This window comes from Bradyrhizobium sp. CCBAU 53338, from assembly GCF_015291665.1.
Classification (GTDB): domain Bacteria; phylum Pseudomonadota; class Alphaproteobacteria; order Rhizobiales; family Xanthobacteraceae; genus Bradyrhizobium.
Genome location: NZ_CP030048.1, coordinates 2,340,685 through 2,356,426, shown reverse-complemented (window position 1 = coordinate 2,356,426; position 15,742 = coordinate 2,340,685). Strand labels below are relative to the sequence as shown.

12 protein-coding genes and 6 pseudogenes are annotated in these 15,742 nt (G+C 58.8%); 10 read left to right on the top strand and 8 right to left on the bottom strand.

Translation table 11 applies throughout. The annotated features are described in order from the left end of the window. Positions 1-69: 69 nt before the first annotated feature. A pseudogene (locus XH90_RS11090) lies at positions 70-207 on the bottom strand (sulfurtransferase); the annotation flags it as partial. A 337-nt stretch (positions 208-544) separates the two neighbouring features. Between XH90_RS11090 and XH90_RS11085 the strand changes: the two are divergent. The 4 genes from XH90_RS11085 (at position 545) to XH90_RS11070 (ending at position 3,633) form a co-directional block, all read left to right on the top strand. Then, positions 545-1,579: a Cj0069 family protein gene (locus XH90_RS11085; protein ID WP_194481305.1), complete on the top strand. Its 1,035-nt coding sequence runs from the start codon at positions 545-547 to the stop codon at positions 1,577-1,579. Between the two features lie 3 nt (positions 1,580-1,582). Continuing rightward, a complete protein-coding gene (locus XH90_RS11080; RefSeq protein ID WP_194481303.1) occupies positions 1,583-2,179 on the top strand; it encodes an ATP-binding cassette domain-containing protein in 597 nt (198 codons plus the stop codon). After that, complete coding sequence (gene fetB / locus XH90_RS11075; protein ID WP_194481302.1) at positions 2,176-2,976, top strand: iron export ABC transporter permease subunit FetB; 801 nt, start codon at positions 2,176-2,178, stop codon at positions 2,974-2,976. The genes XH90_RS11080 and fetB overlap by 4 nt, the downstream gene beginning before the upstream one ends. Before the next feature lie 300 nt (positions 2,977-3,276). Further along, complete coding sequence (locus XH90_RS11070; RefSeq protein ID WP_194481300.1) at positions 3,277-3,633, top strand: PRC-barrel domain-containing protein; 357 nt, start codon at positions 3,277-3,279, stop codon at positions 3,631-3,633. Between the two features lie 278 nt (positions 3,634-3,911). On the opposite strand, the pseudogene XH90_RS39785 reads toward XH90_RS11070, so the two are convergent. Beyond that, positions 3,912-4,113, bottom strand: a pseudogene (locus XH90_RS39785) (transposase); the annotation flags it as partial. Here XH90_RS39785 and XH90_RS11060 point away from each other — a divergent pair. Next, positions 4,114-4,374: pseudogene (locus XH90_RS11060) on the top strand (integrase core domain-containing protein); the annotation flags it as partial. 19 nt (positions 4,375-4,393) lie between these two features. On the opposite strand, the pseudogene XH90_RS11055 reads toward XH90_RS11060, so the two are convergent. Together XH90_RS11055 and XH90_RS11050 are read right to left on the bottom strand one after the other, a co-directional pair. Then, positions 4,394-4,504: pseudogene (locus XH90_RS11055) on the bottom strand (IS3 family transposase); the annotation flags it as partial. Positions 4,505-4,658: 154 nt separating this feature from the next. Further along, positions 4,659-4,889 (bottom strand): hypothetical protein, encoded by a 231-nt coding sequence (locus tag XH90_RS11050; protein ID WP_194481299.1) that lies wholly within the window; start codon positions 4,887-4,889, stop codon positions 4,659-4,661. Positions 4,890-5,718: 829 nt separating this feature from the next. On the opposite strand from XH90_RS11050, the gene XH90_RS11045 reads away from it, so the two are divergent. From XH90_RS11045 to cysK, 4 genes are all read left to right on the top strand, one after another. Further along, a complete protein-coding gene (locus XH90_RS11045; RefSeq protein ID WP_194481297.1) occupies positions 5,719-6,168 on the top strand; it encodes a DUF4440 domain-containing protein in 450 nt (149 codons plus the stop codon). 257 nt (positions 6,169-6,425) lie between these two features. After that, positions 6,426-10,427: a GAF domain-containing protein gene (locus tag XH90_RS11040; protein WP_194481295.1), complete on the top strand. Its 4,002-nt coding sequence runs from the start codon at positions 6,426-6,428 to the stop codon at positions 10,425-10,427. Further along, on the top strand, positions 10,424-10,843 hold the full coding sequence (locus tag XH90_RS11035; protein WP_194481293.1) for a response regulator: 420 nt from the start codon (positions 10,424-10,426) through the stop codon (positions 10,841-10,843). The genes XH90_RS11040 and XH90_RS11035 overlap by 4 nt, the downstream gene beginning before the upstream one ends. 238 nt (positions 10,844-11,081) lie before the next feature. Beyond that, entirely contained in the window at positions 11,082-12,131 is a 1,050-nt protein-coding gene (gene cysK / locus XH90_RS11030; protein WP_194481292.1) for a cysteine synthase A, read from the top strand. Between the two features lie 171 nt (positions 12,132-12,302). Here the strand turns inward: cysK and XH90_RS11025 are convergent. Both XH90_RS11025 and XH90_RS11020 read right to left on the bottom strand, forming a co-directional pair. Continuing rightward, positions 12,303-12,886, bottom strand: a pseudogene (locus XH90_RS11025) (transposase); the annotation flags it as partial. Positions 12,887-12,937: 51 nt separating this feature from the next. Then, positions 12,938-14,074, bottom strand: a pseudogene (locus tag XH90_RS11020) (ISL3 family transposase); the annotation flags it as partial. Between the two features lie 280 nt (positions 14,075-14,354). Between XH90_RS11020 and XH90_RS11015 the strand changes: the two are divergent. Continuing rightward, the gene (locus XH90_RS11015) at positions 14,355-14,594 is read left to right on the top strand and encodes a hypothetical protein (protein WP_194481290.1); all 240 of its coding nucleotides are present in this window, start codon (positions 14,355-14,357) and stop codon (positions 14,592-14,594) included. Between the two features lie 103 nt (positions 14,595-14,697). Here XH90_RS11015 and XH90_RS11010 read toward each other — a convergent pair whose 3' ends face one another. Both XH90_RS11010 and XH90_RS11005 read right to left on the bottom strand, forming a co-directional pair. Beyond that, positions 14,698-14,859, bottom strand: a complete 162-nt coding sequence (locus XH90_RS11010; protein ID WP_194481288.1) for a hypothetical protein — start codon at positions 14,857-14,859, stop codon at positions 14,698-14,700. A gap of 405 nt (positions 14,860-15,264) precedes the next feature. After that, on the bottom strand, positions 15,265-15,612 hold the full coding sequence (locus XH90_RS11005; protein WP_194481286.1) for a PilZ domain-containing protein: 348 nt from the start codon (positions 15,610-15,612) through the stop codon (positions 15,265-15,267). Positions 15,613-15,742 lie beyond the last annotated feature (130 nt).

The following is a 15,742-nucleotide window of genomic DNA, read 5'->3' as shown; positions in this document are numbered from 1 at the left end:
CTGATCTCCTGGTTGTCCCTGCCCCAGAAGTTGTTCCTCCCGCCGGGCTCACTTGGCCTTGTTCGTCGGCCGCACCGCGCCGGGAATCAGGCGTGCATCGACCGAGAAGTACTCATCGATGCGCACATCGATGAGTATCGGCGCGGCCGCCGTGCCTATCAATCGAGATGGTTTGTCAGGTGAACTGGAGGTGTAGAGAGCTGACATGCTGCGCCCTTGGTGATCAGGACGCGATTCTTGGGCATGACGCCTCGCGGGGAGATCGCACATCCCCGTGGCGCAAATAGATGCCCAGACGGCGGGGCTGTCAACCCGCGTGAGCCAAGGGCCTCCAATAATTATCGGCCCGACGTCACGAAGATTTTATGATCGGATGGAACGAAGTTGATCTCGGCGCTGGCTTCCCGACTTAGCTTACGAGGATAAGATTGACCACTTGCTGGCACCTAACGACCTCACGTAGACTGCCGGTCCGGGATCAAGCAGACTCCCGGCGAGACTTCGGTCCAAGTTCTGCGCAGCACGCAACACGTGGAGCTTGCGCATGAATACCGAGAAGCATCCCTCTTCCCGACGCACCGTCGCCATCCTCTCGCGAGGAGATGCCGCCGCGCGCCGAGACGCGACCTCGAAAAACGGCCGCTTCGTCGACGTCTTCGAGGCGCTGGCCGCCGTCGGCGTCGACGGGCGCCCTGCGATCTACGACGAAAGTTTCGCCGACACCGTCCGCGAACAACTGCTCGCGGTGGACGGAGTGCTCGTCTGGGTCAACCCGATTCAAGACGGCCGAAACCGCGCCAGTCTCGACGCGCTGCTGCGCGACGTCGCCGCGCAGGGCGTGTGGGTGAGTACCCATCCCGATGTCATCCTCAAGATGGGCACCAAGGAGGTTCTCTATCATACCCGCTCGATGGGATGGGGAAGCGACACAGCGCTATATCAAACCGCTGCGGCCATGCACGCCGAGTTGCCAACGCGGCTCGCCGCCGGCCCGCGCGTGATCAAACGCAACCGGGGCAACGGCGGCCAAGGCGTCTGGAAGGTCGAGAAGTTGCCGACCTCCTCCATGATCAAGGTGCTGGATGCGACCAAGGACGCGCCCGAGGAACTGACGCTGGATGATTTTCTTCGTCGCTGTGCGGAGTATTTCGAGAACGGCAGTGTCATCGACCAGGCGTTCCAGCCTTGCCTGAGCGAGGGCGTGGTCCGCTGCTACATGGCAGGCGATCGCTGTGCCGGCTTCGGCCACCACAAGGTCAAAGCCCTGGTCGACTCGCCGGCCGCGCGATCTGACGCCGGACCGCGGCTCTACACGTCGAACGCTGACCCGCACTTCCAGCGGCTGCGCCGGTTGATGGAGGACGAGTGGACGCCGCAGCTAACGTCATTGCTGGATATCGCGCGAGACGACCTACCTGCGATCTGGGACGCCGATTTCATGCTCGGCCCGGTCCAAGCCGACGGGAGCGACAGCTACGTACTCGGCGAGATCAACGTCAGTTCGGTGCATCCCTACCCGGGCGAGGCGCCGGCGGAGATCGCCAGGCGGGTTGCCGATCGGCTCCAGCTAAAGCTCTGACGTATGCTGACGGTCAGCGGGCTCAAGCGCCTGCACATCTCCGTGTCATTCGACCTGCAGGACGGCGAATGCGTCGCCCTGCAAGGACCCTCCGGAGTAGGAAAGACTTTGCTGCTCCGCTCCGTCGCGGACCTCGATCCCAACGAAGGAACGGTCAAGCTGGATGGAACGCCCAGAGAAGCGATGCCAGCCCCCGCCTGGCGAAAACAAGTAACCTATCTCGCAGCCGAGCCTGGCTGGTGGTCCGACACCGTGCAGGAGCACTTCACGTCCTGGGACGATGCCCTGCCGTTGGTTACGCGCGTGGGGCTGCCGGAGGACTGCGGACCGTGGTCGATCCAAAGAATTTCGACCGGCGAGAGACAGCGATTGGGGCTTGTGCGGGCGCTCATGCTGCGATCGCGGGTGCTTCTGCTGGACGAACCGACCTCGGGCCTCGACCCCGCATCCGCTGCGGCCGTTGAAGCTCTGATTGCCGAACGCATGGCGGATGGAACGAGTGTCCTCTGGAGCACCCACGACGACGCCCAAGCTCGCCGTGTCGGGTCAAGAATATTCGCGATGACACCCGACGGTAGGATCCAGGAAAGCCAGCCGTGACCTACATCCAGCTTTCGTACGGCGATCTGGTCCTACCTGCGCTCCTTGTCGTCATGGATGGCGTCCTCTCGCTTGTTCTCCGCCTCAAGCTTGAGAAGCAACTGGCCATTGCGACCGTGCGCATGGTGGTTCAGCTCGTCCTCGTCGGATACGTGCTGACGTTCCTGTTTGCTGCGGTGTCGCCGTTCTGGACTGCCCTCGCCGCCCTGGTCATGGTCTTCTTCGCTTCGCGGGAGATCGTCGCGCGGCAGAAGCGGCGCCTTCCGGGCGTTTGGAAGTACGGTCTGGGTGCCGCATGCACGCTGCTCGCGGCCGGCACCGTCACGATGTTTGCGCTCCTGACGGAGTTGCGTCCAGATCCTTGGTATCATCCGCGCTATGCGCTGCCGTTGCTGGGCATGATGCTCAGCAACACCATGACCGGAATAAGTCTGGGCCTGGACGTGCTGACCAACAGCTTGGTGCGCGAACGAGCCGCCGTAGAGGCTTGTCTTGCGCTCGGCGGCACCCGACACCAAGCCCTGCTGCCCATAATACGGGACGCGCTGAGAAGCGGCTTCATGCCGATCATGAACAGCATGGCGGCGATCGGGCTCGTTTCGCTGCCGGGGATGATGACCGGCCAGATTCTTGCGGGCGTCGAGCCTGTCGATGCGGTCAAATATCAATTGCTGATCATGTTCCTGATCGCCGGTGGGACCGGGATGGGAACGCTGGCTGCCGTTCTGGGTGGCGCACGCCTGCTGACCGATCATCGACACCGTTTGAGGCTCGATCGAATTCTGACAGAAGGATAAAGATGGCGGCTCTATCGAAAGAGCATGCCGGCCAACGCAAGATCGAGCCATTTCGGTCAGCAATTCTGCCAAAGGAGGCGTTGGGATTTGAACGTGACGACGTCACCCCGCGCGTGGTCGCTCGGGATCGTCGCCCGTGGCGTTAAGGAAGACCGCGCCGGACCGGCGACATGACAGACCACGACGGTCGTGGGGAGACGCGCCTCGTTGCATCGAAACCCTGCGATGCGTTGCGGTCGTAGGAACGAGAGCGTCCCGAGCACGGTTCTCCTGCACCGAAAACCAATGGAGAAGACTCAGATGGAAACGGAACGACGGGAAACAGGAAGTCTGATCGGAAGCGACAAGGTAGAAGGCACTGCCGTCTATGGAGCGGACGACCAGAGGATCGGGTCGATCGAGCGCGTGATGATCGACAAGACCAGCGGCCAGGTATCCTATGCAGTCCTTGGCTTCGGCGGGTTCCTCGGTATCGGCGACGACCACTATCCGCTGCCTTGGCAATCGCTCAAGTACGACACCGGCCTCGGCGGTTACCGAACCAACCTCACGGCCGACCGGCTGAAGGGCGCGCCCAAGTACGGCAACGACAATGCCTGGAACTGGACTGATCCGGGACGAGCACGAGCCGTCAACGATTACTATGCCGGCTTCTGACGCTCGCCATAGATCCAAGCGACCGATGGAGTGACTTCAGGAGGCGTTCGCCCGAGCTAGGGCCGTAGCCGTTATGGGGCCGATGCCGGGAATCGAGGACAGCAACTTCGCCATCGGATTTGCGCTCTGGATCCGAGCCAGCTCACGTTCGATGGCCTCAACCTGTCGGTCCAATTCCCTCAGTTGGTTCACAAGCAAGGCAAGTGCGATGCGGGCGTGAGCCGGCAGCGTCAGATCTTCGTCGTCCAACAAGTCCACCAGACCATCCATTCGTTGCACGACAATGATTCCGAACTCAGCAAAGTGAGCTCGAATGGCGCAAGCTGTCATGGTGCGTTGGCGGACCAGCAAGCCTCTTGCACGATGAAGCATCAAGAAGCCCTGGTTCTCGGCGCTTTTGATCGGGACGAAGCGCATATTGGGACGGCTAACCGCTTCGCAGATTGCGGCCGCGTCAGCGGCATCATTCTTGGCTCCTCGCTGCGGGATGAACTGTTGAACGAGACGCTGTTAACCTCGCTGGCCCAGGCCCGCGTCACGCTCCGATGCTGGCGGGCCGATTACAACGAGGCACAACCACACTCGCGGCTCGGATGGAAGACGCCGTCCGAGTTCGCATTTACCTGCCACCCGCGCCGGGATCTGGCGCTGCGCTATGCCGAGGGCTCCGCGCCAGCTCCCGTCGCTACCACCGCCCAACCGGGCAAATCCAACAGCCGGAGCGAACTCAGGATTGGATAAAACTTGGGGGCAAGGTCAGCGGCTCCAGTGCGGGCGAGAAGCGTGAGAAAATATCGACGATCGTGAGCACCCGGAGCTTACCGCCGTTGGCCAGCTGGTCATGAACGAAGTCCATCGCCCAGATCTCGTTGACGCGCGTTGCCGCTCTTCCGGGTGCATAGACTACGACAGCGCGCCTGTCATATTTGCCTCAGTCACTCCCCAGTGAACGAAACCATTCCCAGCGACCGCGAAGCCTTCCGGAAATGAGCCGGGCTTAGCTTCCTCATTTTCCAAGGGGGATTTCAAAAATGATCACGCTCAGAATTATTGGTGCGCTCGTCGGCGGCGGACTGCTCATTGCGCTGTGCGCGACGGATTTCGCAGCCGATCTTGCTCTCGCCATTGCCGGGCTTTTCACGTAACGCCCGCCACTCCGACGATTTTCGCCAGTAGGCAGACATGACTGCGAAGAGGATCATCAGCCATGTCGCAAGCGCGGCACACCACAGAACTGCTTCCAGCATCTCGGGCATGAAAGCCCTCCCCGATAAGAAAATACTTCCGACAGAGGGAAGAGTGTCAATTGCCACTTTTTCCCAATCGGCGTAGAATTTCACTCGGCGTTTTGGCGCTGCGCATAGTGATATCTCTGCCGCCCGCTCTTTGGCGTCCCGCAAAGACGAAATCCCCAGAGGGCGGGCTTATTATTTAGGAGTATCGTAATGGCGAGACTATCAACGCTTCCATCTCAAGTCTTTGATCACGCGCCGGACCAAGCACTGGCTCACCTGCCAACGGAATTGCCACCAGTTCAGACCGGCCCAACCGTCGCATCTGCGGCAGACGTCGCGCTACCTCAGCACGCCATCGACCAAGTCGAGCACATTGCGCCGGTCGGCGTTTCGCATCTTCCAGATTTCTTTTTCTAGACAATCAACGAACCAGGCCGCCTAATCGGCGGCTTCCGCAATACCCATTTCTGCCATCGCGATAATTGCTCCAACGTGCGCAATGTTAATCCAGACGCCAACGCTCGGAATGCTTTCCGTTTCGACGCCGCAGCCGAAATCGCAGCAGAAAAGGCTCGCTTTCACCGCTTTGGAAACAATGCCGACTAGAAGCCGTCTTCATTAGTCCGCACACTCACCGTCCGCGCCTCAAACGCTTCGATTGCCGCACAGGCCATTGCCGAGCTCACCCAACACCATCTTCAGCTCGGTGGACATTGTCGAGGTCGATATCGCATAGCGAAAGTGTTAGATGATCGTTCCGATCGTTATCGCAACTCCAAATTGACGTGATAAGCTATTGTTGCCTAACAGGCCGACTTTTCAGATCAGCATACCTTTGGAGGGAATTAAGATGCGACGTGCTTACGCTCTTTGTTTCGTCGTGGCCGCTTTCGGCTCTCCCTGCTTTGCAACGGATGCGGATCTCAAGCAGGAAGTAGAGAAGATCGGCACCGCCTATGCCGACAATTTCAACAAGCAGAACGCAGCAGGTATTGCAGCGCTCTATGCGACCGGCGGCATGATGATTAATGGCGCCGGACCTCATACAAACATTGCTGAAACTTACGCTGGCGTGTTCAAGGCTGGTTTTAATCACAATGAGATCACGGTTGATCAGGTCTCGCCTTTGGGGCCTGATACCCTGATCGCAGTCGGTCAATTCCATCTTACTGGCAAGAACGCATCCGGAGAGCCTATGGATTTTAAAGGGCTTTGGACGGCGACGGATGTGCGAGAAGGCGGTGTCTGGAAGATCCGAGCACTCGCGGCCTTCCCCAAAGCGCCGCCGCCAAAGGACTAAACCCAGACTTGCGGAGGAAGCTACCAGTCGAAAGCGGTTTCCTCCGCCGGAAAAGACCACTTAGGACCGTTGCTGAACATGCCCGAAGTTATCGTGACGTCGGCTATCGGCAGTGGAGCGACGCGGGGCGTGCTTTCCTCAACCGCCGCTTTTGACCCAACTCGGAAATCACGCCCGGGAGCAATATTCTGGCTCCTTTGACCCCTTCCAGAATGGGTTGCGCCCGATAAGATGGCCTTGTTCACCCCGGGGCGGATATGGCGCGGTCGGCAAAAGCAGGCGGCAAGCGGAGCGCGGCGAAGGCCCGCCTGGCGCGCTTAGCGAACGGCCGTAAGCCTTCGAAGGCCAAGCGTCCCGTTCAGCCCGCCGCCCCTTTGAAGCGGACCACAGCCCGGCACACGGAGTTGCAGGAAGCCCGTGTACAACAGGCGGCAACGGCTGCGATATTGAAGGTCATCGCGAGCTCACCGTCGGACGTGCAGCCGGTGTTCGACGCTATCGCGCATAGCGCGAACCGATTGATCGGGAGCTTCTCGACCGCGGTTCATCGGGTTATTGGCGACCTCGTTCATTTGGTGGCCTATACGCCCACGGACCCGAAATCCGACAAAGCTCTTCAGAAATCGTTTCCCATGCATCTCGGCGTGATGCCCACCGCTCTACTTAAGCAAGGCGAAACTATACAGATCGCTGATTCTGAAAAGGCCGAGGTCGCAATCCAGCGACTTGCCCGTACCCGCGGCTGGCGCAGCATCACGTTTACGCCGCTTGTGAGCCACAGCACTTTTATAGGGTATATCACCTCCACGCGACAGGAGCCGGGCGTCCTCGCCGATCATCACGTCCAGTTGCTGCAAACCTTCGCCGACCAAGCTGTCATCGCGATCGAGAACGCGCGGTTGTTCAACGAGGTGCAGGCCAAGACGCAGGACCTTACCGAGGCGCTACGATACCAGACCGGAAGTGCCAACATCCTCAACGTGATTGCCTCATCGCCAACTGACGTACAACCCGTCATGAATGCCATTGTTGAAAGCGCTTGCGAGTTCTGTGGAGCCTATGATGCAGTAGCACTACTGCAGGAAGGTAAAGATTTATTGTTCGTGGCCCATCATGGGCCAATCCCACAATTTTCCATTAGAAAATCAATAAATCGAAACTGGACTGCAGGTCGTGCTTTCATAGAGAAGAAGGCGATCCATGTGCACGATCTGCAAGCTGAGCGGGACGAATTTCCTGAAGGCCAAGAACTTGCCCTCAGCATGGGCCACCGCAGCATTGTCAGCGTCCCGCTACTTCGGGGAGGGGAAAGCATTGGCGCGCTTGTCTTGCGCCGTAGGGAGGTCAACCCTTTTACGGAGAAGCAGATTGGACTGCTTCAGACCTTCGCTGACCAGGCCGTTATTGCCATCCAAAACGTCAAGCTCTTCGACGAAGTGCAGGCCCGCACTCGCGACTTGCAGGAATCGCTTCAGCAGCAGACAGCAACCGCAGACGTGCTCAAGGTCATTAGCCGCTCGGCATTTGATTTGCAAACCGTGCTCGATACGCTGACCGAATCGGCGACAGAACTCTGCAACGCAGATATGGGTTCGATCGCGCGCAAGGATGAGCGCGGCTACTATCACGCTACGGCCTACAAATTCGCTGTCGATTGGGTCAGGGTTGCTGATCCGTTGCGAATACAACCAGGCAGAGGAAGTGTGATCGGGCGCGCGCTGCTCGAAAAGAAAGCCGTTCAGATCATCGACGTTCTTTCGGACGCGGAATACAACTATCCCGACATGCAGAGAGCGGCGGGCTATCGAACGCTGCTCGGAGTTCCACTGATGCGTCAGGGCGAGCCGATTGGCGCTCTCTTCCTTGGACGCAAGACAGTCAAGCCCTTTAGCGACCAGCAAATTGAATTAGTATCGACCTTTGCTGATCAAGCCGTGATCGCCATCGAAAACGCGAGGCTGTTTGATGAGGTGCAGACGCGGACGAGCGAGCTGTCGGAATCGCTTCGGCAGCAAATTGCGACGTCCGACGTACTGAAGGTGATCAGCCGGTCTACCTTCAATCTTCAACCCGTTTTTGACGTTATAGCTGAGAATGCCGTCAAGCTGTGCGAGGCCGAGAGAGCCTTCATTTTCCGATATGATGGTCGGCTGCTCAGAGCCGTGGCCCACTGCAACGCCGGCCCCGAAGTGCAACAATTCGTATACCAGAACCCAATTGAGCCTGGACGGCAGAGCATTTCGGCCAGAGCTGCTCTTGAACGGCGAACTATCCATGTGGCTGACGTTCAAGCTGACCAAGATTATCAATATGCTTTGCGAGATGTGGGCCCGATTCGAACGCTCCTCGCGGTGCCAATGCTTAAGGGCGATGAATTGATTGGTGTTATTGCAAGCTACAGATTGGAGTTGAAGCCGTTTTCGACGGACCAAATCGCTCTCTTGGAGGTCTTTGCCGACCAAGCGGTGATCGCCATCGAGAACGCGCGCCTGTTCAACGAGACGAAAGAGGCGCTGGAGCGACAGACGGCGACGGCCGAAGTGCTCAAGATCATCAGCCGTTCCGCTGTCGACCTCGACACCGTGCTCGACACGCTGGTGCAGACCGTGGCGCGTCTCTGCCGGGCAGATCAGGTTTATATGTTCCATCTGCGCCATGATCTTTGGCACCTAGTGGCTGACTACGGGCTTTCGACGGCGGCAAGAGACTTCTTCCAGACGAATCCCTTCACACCCGGACGCGGCTCGACATCCGGACGGGCTGCGTCAGAGCGTCGAGCCGTCGTCATCCCTGATGTCCTGCAAGACCCAGAATACACTCTCAGCGAAGGGCAGAAGATCGCAGGCTACCGCACGACCCTTGGCATTCCGTTGATACGGGAGGATAAGCTTCTAGGCGTATTTAGCATTACACGGACACGAGTCGAACCCTTCACGGATAGGGAGGTCGAACTCGCAACCACCTTCGCTGACCAAGCGGTAATCGCAATCGAGAATGCCCGCCTGTTTGAGGAGCTACGAGAGCGTCAGGCCGAGTTGCGCGTCACCTTCGACAATATGGGTGACGGCGTCGTCATGTTCGATGCCGAAGCGCGAATCGCCGCATGGAATCGCAATTTTCAGGAGATGCTCGATCTACCAGACGCCTTTTTGGCCGGGCGACCTAGCTATGCCGACTATTTCCGCTATCTTGCGAAGCGCGGCGAATACTCGGCCGATCTCGAAGAGCAGTTGATCGGCACGGTTGAGGATACCAGGCGGGAGTTGCGCCTTGAACGTACCCGGCCGGATGGGCGCGTCGTCGAGGTGCGCCGCAACGCGGTGCCTGACGGGGGTTTCGTTCTGATCTATGCCGACATTACGGAGCGCAAGCGAGCTGAAGAGGCCATTCGCCTGGCGCGCGACGCTGCCCAAAACGCGTTGCGGGATTTGCAAACGGCACAAGACCGCCTGGTTCAGACGGAGAAGCTGGCATCCCTCGGCCAGCTCACCGCCGGCATCGCCCACGAAATCAAAAACCCGCTCAATTTCGTCAACAATTTTGCGGCGCTCTCGGCAGAGTTGACTGATGAACTCAGCGATACATTGGGTCCGGTCCCGCTCGATGAGAGGATTCGCGGCGACATTAATGAACTAACGGGGATGCTAAAATCCAATCTGGAGAAAGTGGTCCAGCACGGCAAGCGCGCGGATTCGATCGTTAAGAACATGCTGCTGCACTCGCGCGAAGGGTCAGGCGAGCTACGAGTCGCCGACATTAATAGCTTGGTCGAGGAAAGCCTGAACCTTGCCTATCATGGCGCGCGGGCCGAGAAGTCAGGCTTCAACATTGCACTGCAACGTCAATTTGACGCTACGGCTGGAGAGGCTGAGCTCTTCCCGCAGGAGATCACCCGCGCCTTGTTGAACCTAATCTCGAACGGCTTCTATGCGGCAACCAAACGGGCGGTCGATAGCGGTGGAAAGGCATTTGAGCCGACACTCTTGGCCAGTACCAAAAATCTGGGCGCTTCAGTTCAGATACGCATTCGGGACAACGGCACTGGCATACCGGCTGAGGTGAAGGAGAAGATATTCAACCCCTTTTTCACTACCAAACCCGCGGGGGAAGGAACGGGACTCGGCCTGTCTATGACCCATGACATCATCGTGAGACAACACGGGGGCACCATCCGCGTAGACACGGCGCCAGACGAATATACGGAATTTATTGTCACGCTGCCGCGGGCAACTGGCGCGCCGAGACGGAGCACGACATGAGCACGTACATCGTTGTAGTCGATGACGAGCCCGACGTCGTCGAGATGTTCAGGCAACAGTTCCGTCGGGATTTGCGGTCCGGCCGGTTCATGATGGAATTTGCCCTGTCCGCACCGGCCGCGTTGGAGCAGGTGAAGGCAATACCTGATCCGTCACTCATCTTGATCCTTTCCGACATCAACATGCCGGGTATGACAGGTCTTGAGATGCTGCCCAAGGTGAAGGCGGAGCGTCCAAACGTCCCCGTCATCATGATCACCGCTTATGGCGACGATACGACCCGGAAGAGAGCGACCGAACTTGGTGCAGCCGGATTGCTTCCAAAGCCTATCGATTTTAGCCTGTTGCGCCGGGAGATCGAGCGACGGCTGGAGCGGGCTGCTCAGTGCGTTATTGGCCCAAGTCGGACAACATAGCACGCTAAAGAGCGAACAAAGTTCTGGTGACATGATAGGGCACACCGACCCAGCGCCGGCCTCGATATCTAATTCTTCTGCAACGTGCTACTTTCCAAAACTCTTTGCCGGCTAATGTGACCGCGCATTCAACGTCGGCCTAGTGCCTGAAGCTTACATCCTTGTGTCTTTGAGAGCGGAGCTAATCGCAGTCTGCAATGTTGTTTTTTTGAAAAATTGTTGTGATGAGGACATAACCATGGGTCATCAATATCAAAGCATTCTCGAAACTGTCGGCCACACGCCCGTTGTGCGGATCAATCGTCTCGCGCCCGCGGGCGTCAACCTCTTTGTGAAGGTAGAGGCCTTCAATCCGCTGGGCTCGGTCAAGGACCGGCTCGCTCTTGGCGTGATCGAGGCCGCGGAGAAATCCGGAGAACTCAAGCCCGGTCAGACAGTAATTGAGGCGACGAGCGGCAACACGGGCATCGGCCTTGCGATGGTATGCGCCGCCAAAGGATACCCCCTGGTTGTCACCATGGCCGAGACCTTCAGCATAGAGCGGCGGCGGCTGATGCGGTTCTTGGGCGCGAAGGTCGTCGTAACCCCTGCGGCCGACCGGGCGGTCGGAATGATCAACAAGACTATGGAGCTTGCCAAGACCCATGGCTGGTTCATGACGCGGCAATTCGAAAACGAAGCCAATCCGGACTACCATTCCAAAACTACAGCGGTCGAGATTCTGGACGATTTCGCGCGAGACCGGCTGGACTATTGGGTCACGGGCTACGGGACTGGCGGCACGCTGAAAGGCGTGTCGCGGGTGCTCAGGAAGGAACGTCCCGACACGAAGATCATCGTTTGTGAGCCACAAGATGCGCAACTGCTGGGCAGCGGCGTTGAGCAGATGCGCAACGACGATGGCACGCCGGCGGCGCCGCATCCGACATTCAAGCCGCATCCGATGCAGGGCTGGACGCCCGACTTCATCCCAAAGATCACCGGCGATGCCGTCACGATGAAACTCATCGACCGGATCCTGCCCATCCCCGGCCCCGAGGCCATCAGGTGCAGCAAGGAACTTGCGACCAAGGAGGGCATCTTTGTCGGTATCACCTCGGGCGCAACCATGGCTGGCGCGCTCAAGATCGCGGCAGAGGCCGAGAAAGGCGCGAACATCCTTTGCATGCTGCCTGACACCGGGGAGCGCTATCTGAGTACGCCGTTGTTCGCTGACGTTCCTATCGACATGAACGAGGAAGAGCTGAAGATTTCGCGCTCAACGCCGACGGCCCAGTTCAAGACGTAGGAGTTTTCGTAGTTCCTTTGTTCAAGCCCAGGGGCCGTTCCTTCGTCCCGGCCCGCAGAACGTCAATCGCGTCACGCGCAGGGGCGGTCAAGGCCAGCCGTCGCACTTGGCTTGCGGCTGGCTCCGGCATCGCCAGGCTGCGCCTTGACCGCACTGAGCACGGCGCGAGGATCAAGCGGGTCGGACGCCTGCATTGTCGGTCCTCGTCAGCTCGAAGGCGCATCCTTTAGCCAGCACTGCCCGGGCGATGCGAGCAAGCTTGTTGGTCAGCGCGATCGCGAGCACGTTGTGGTGCAACCGCCTTTTGGCGGCTTCGATCCAGGATTTGAGCCTATAACGTTTCCAGTTCTTTGTCCTGACCAGCACAACCCACGCCGCCTGCACGAAAAGAACGCGCAGGTGGCGATTGCCGCGCCTCGAGATTTTGCCGAGGATGGTGCGGTCTCCCGTCGAGATTTGCTTGGGCACCAGTCCAAGCCAAGCGCGGAAGTCGCGGCCTTTGGAGAATACGTCTCCAGTGCCGATCGCGGCCACCATGGCGCTCAAATGATCGGCCCGATGCCAGGCACCGTCATCAGGCGCGAACATGCCTGATCTTGACCGGGCCAGTGTTTCGATCTCGCCGGATAGGTCATCGATGGGCGGACATATTTGGCCGGCATCAACCTGGCATCGTGACTAAGCGATGCGAGCTTGCCGCTCAGGTGATGTGCGCCGACGCAGGCTTCCATGCCGATCAGGCAAGGCGGTATGTCAACCGGCGTCCAAACTTGGCTCTGACGCATATTCGATGATCGTGTTTGTTTTTATGGCGCGCCAATCAGCCTAGCCTGAAGAAGATCGAGCTTGGCGCGCCCGTACATCTGCCGTTTGACCAGCTTTAGCTTGGTGATCTGAGCTTCCACTTGTCCATTGGACCATGGTTGCGTGATAGCCGCGTGCACCGCGCCCTTATCTTTGGCGATGCCATTCGCGAACGAGCCAATGAGGCTCCGCTTGGATTCATCTATCCAAGGTTCGAGCTCGATCTCGGCCCTCTTTCGGATCATCGCCTGGAAGCGGCCAACGAGAGCGTGGGCATCGGCCAGCATAGGAACGCTTTGTTCAATAGCGGCAACCGTTACCGTCTCGGCCTTGCTTAGGTTGTCGCGCTTCGTTGTCAGCAGCTGCGCTATCGTCCTGGCGGCGGGAACCTTCTGCAATTGTTGACGGCTGATAGTCTCGGCGCGTCGCCGTCGCGTGGCCCATTCCGCCACCACGCGCAGCGATCCCTTAAAACCTTGCCCTCTCAAACGGCGCCAGAGCTCGGCACCGTTGCGACAGCCGCCTGACCACTGCGCGTCCAGGAACGGCAGGTGCCCATCCAGGGTGCTTTGACGGGTGCGGAACATATCCGTACCGCCGCCGCGGCTAATTTGGCGAACCAGATTGCGACTATGTCCTGTGCGGCGGACGATCTCCTTGAGCGGCACACCGTCGCTGACAAGAGCCGCAATTGCGGCATGGCTGTCCTGGCGCCGCAGATAGCCCTGATAGCGAAGCCTTTCCGCGGAGGTCAGTAGTTTAGGATCGATCGTCGTCGCCCCGATTGCGGTTCGGATTTTGCTCATGGAGCGGCGCACCGCATCAAGAAAGGCCGCGCTCGCGTTTTCCATCAGATGCCAGCGGTCAGCGACCCGGATGGCGTTCGGGAGCGCCTTGGCTGCTGCCTCGCCGTATCCACCACCGCGATCTCGCGACACAATGTTGATGTCCGGGTGCTTCGACAGCCACGCCTGAACGGTCGCCGTTTCCCGGTCGGGCAGCAAAGCAACGATCCGCCGACGCTCCAAAACGCACACAATGGTCCCGTACCGACGGTTTCTCCGGAACGCCCAGTCATCGATACCCACAACAAGCAATGGATCCGTCGGCATCGCCGTCCGCCGACGGACCACCCGCACGCCCTCGGGCGCAACATCTCCGCCACGTCATCCGGCGTCTTCATTACCTGCCCCCGTGGATCAATCCACGACGAGCTTTCCGCGATTCGTTCCTCTTTCATTCACTCTCTCCTCGGCTATCCAAGGAGGGGGCAATTCCTCATGACGCCGAGGGGGCAGTTTTCCATGGCGCGCGACACGCTGGCGCGTCATGCGTCGCAATTGAGGGACCAAGACCTTCCGCCGGCTAATTGGCCGGCGGGGTTTTCTTCGCGTCGAGCATTCTTATAATTGCAAGTCCATGCCGCGCAGCACGAACCGTAACCTACCAAAATCGGCAGATCTGTTGCTTGCCAAAGACGAGCTCCTTGCTGGTCGGCGGGTGGTCGTCGCCTCCTCTGCAGGACGTCGGCTCGGTGGCAAGGCAGGGACAATTCTCGGACCTGGCGCGACGGCAACTCAGGTCAAGATCCTGCTTGATGGGGCGAAACGCTACATCACCCTCCATGTTCGTTATGTGGATCTTCTGAAAAGCGACTAGGTGCGAATTTGCGCCAGCGGGCGCTTATGCTAGCCACCTACCCGTGCCGCGCCGATCGTGCTGAGCTGTATCAGACGGCACCTGCGGCCGCACCTCATAGCGTTCATTGGCGGATGGAGGCAGACTTCTGCAAGCCCTCGATCGCTTTTCGATAGTCGTCGGCGACCTTGAGGAGACCCTCCCGCTCAAGATCGAAAGACGCCACGGCCGCATGCTCTCTGCATGCGCGCTCCAGCCTGCGGAATTCCTTCAATTCCCGGTTCAACGGTAGTTTCCCAGCCTGAGGCACCCCGCCCAATTGGAGTATTAATCTACCCAATTGCCTAATTTTCCCGCAACAACATTCATCAACCGGCGCGCGAAATTATGCTCGTATGCGAGTTCCGGCTTTGGAACCGAGGTTATGCTGGCGAGACACTGACACAGCGGACAAAATGCGGTCGCGGAGAGCATCATTGCGATGATTCAGAATTGGTTTCTGGCGATATTCGCTGGCCTGCTGGTGGTAGCCTGCTCGATGGCCGCGGTTGCGGCGGACAGGGTCACCGAAAGGATCAGAGCGCGCCGATCTCGCTCCTAGCAAGGTCGTGAACGTGAACGGCTCAGAGAAAAGGCCCCAGCCTCACCAAAGGATCCGTGAGCTGGGGCAAGGTACCTTCTGGCCCAGTCATCACGAACTGGGCTCTTGGGAAAACTTGGCAAGATCGTCCTCGTTCCCCTCAAATTGACGTTCATTCTTCACAAAGGCGATCCCGACCCGCTTGTCGGAACGCCACACCGCTCGGCATGGCCGATGAAGTTGCGCCGTTGGGATGCTGAGCATGAACTCGTACGGAATACCAATTTGACTTGGGACATCCAAGTTAGCGCCACAGTCCGAGAGGTCACGGACGACGCAGCTGAAGACGCCTCCCGGAAATTCGATTATCGCGGCTTTGAAAACGCGCCGCCGGCGTACGTGGCGTTTTTCCATGACCGAGAGGCTACGAACCACAAGTGAGAAATTGTTGAAAGTCATCGCGGAAAGTCCCGCTCAAATTCTCGAGTCCAATTAGGGATCCGTTAATCCACGGAAAGACCAGTTTGACTTGCGCGAATAGATCGGCGATATCGGACAAGTCGCTATATAATTTGCAGCGAGAGCTTCT

What these genes read in the sequence shown, in the direction of transcription:
- XH90_RS11080 (WP_194481303.1), top strand. Translation starts at nt 1,583, where the DNA reads ATGCTGACGGTCAGCGGGCTCAAGCGCCTGCACATCTCCGTGTCATTC.
- XH90_RS11045 (WP_194481297.1), top strand. Translation starts at nt 5,719, where the DNA reads ATGCGACGTGCTTACGCTCTTTGTTTCGTCGTGGCCGCTTTCGGCTCT.
- XH90_RS11040 (WP_194481295.1), top strand. Translation starts at nt 6,426, where the DNA reads ATGGCGCGGTCGGCAAAAGCAGGCGGCAAGCGGAGCGCGGCGAAGGCC.
- XH90_RS11070 (WP_194481300.1), top strand. Translation starts at nt 3,277, where the DNA reads ATGGAAACGGAACGACGGGAAACAGGAAGTCTGATCGGAAGCGACAAG.
- XH90_RS11035 (WP_194481293.1), top strand. Translation starts at nt 10,424, where the DNA reads ATGAGCACGTACATCGTTGTAGTCGATGACGAGCCCGACGTCGTCGAG.
- XH90_RS11015 (WP_194481290.1), top strand. Translation starts at nt 14,355, where the DNA reads ATGCCGCGCAGCACGAACCGTAACCTACCAAAATCGGCAGATCTGTTG.
- XH90_RS11050 (WP_194481299.1), bottom strand. Translation starts at nt 4,889, where the DNA reads ATGCCCGAGATGCTGGAAGCAGTTCTGTGGTGTGCCGCGCTTGCGACA.
- cysK (WP_194481292.1), top strand. Translation starts at nt 11,082, where the DNA reads ATGGGTCATCAATATCAAAGCATTCTCGAAACTGTCGGCCACACGCCC.
- XH90_RS11005 (WP_194481286.1), bottom strand. Translation starts at nt 15,612, where the DNA reads ATGACTTTCAACAATTTCTCACTTGTGGTTCGTAGCCTCTCGGTCATG.
- XH90_RS11085 (WP_194481305.1), top strand. Translation starts at nt 545, where the DNA reads ATGAATACCGAGAAGCATCCCTCTTCCCGACGCACCGTCGCCATCCTC.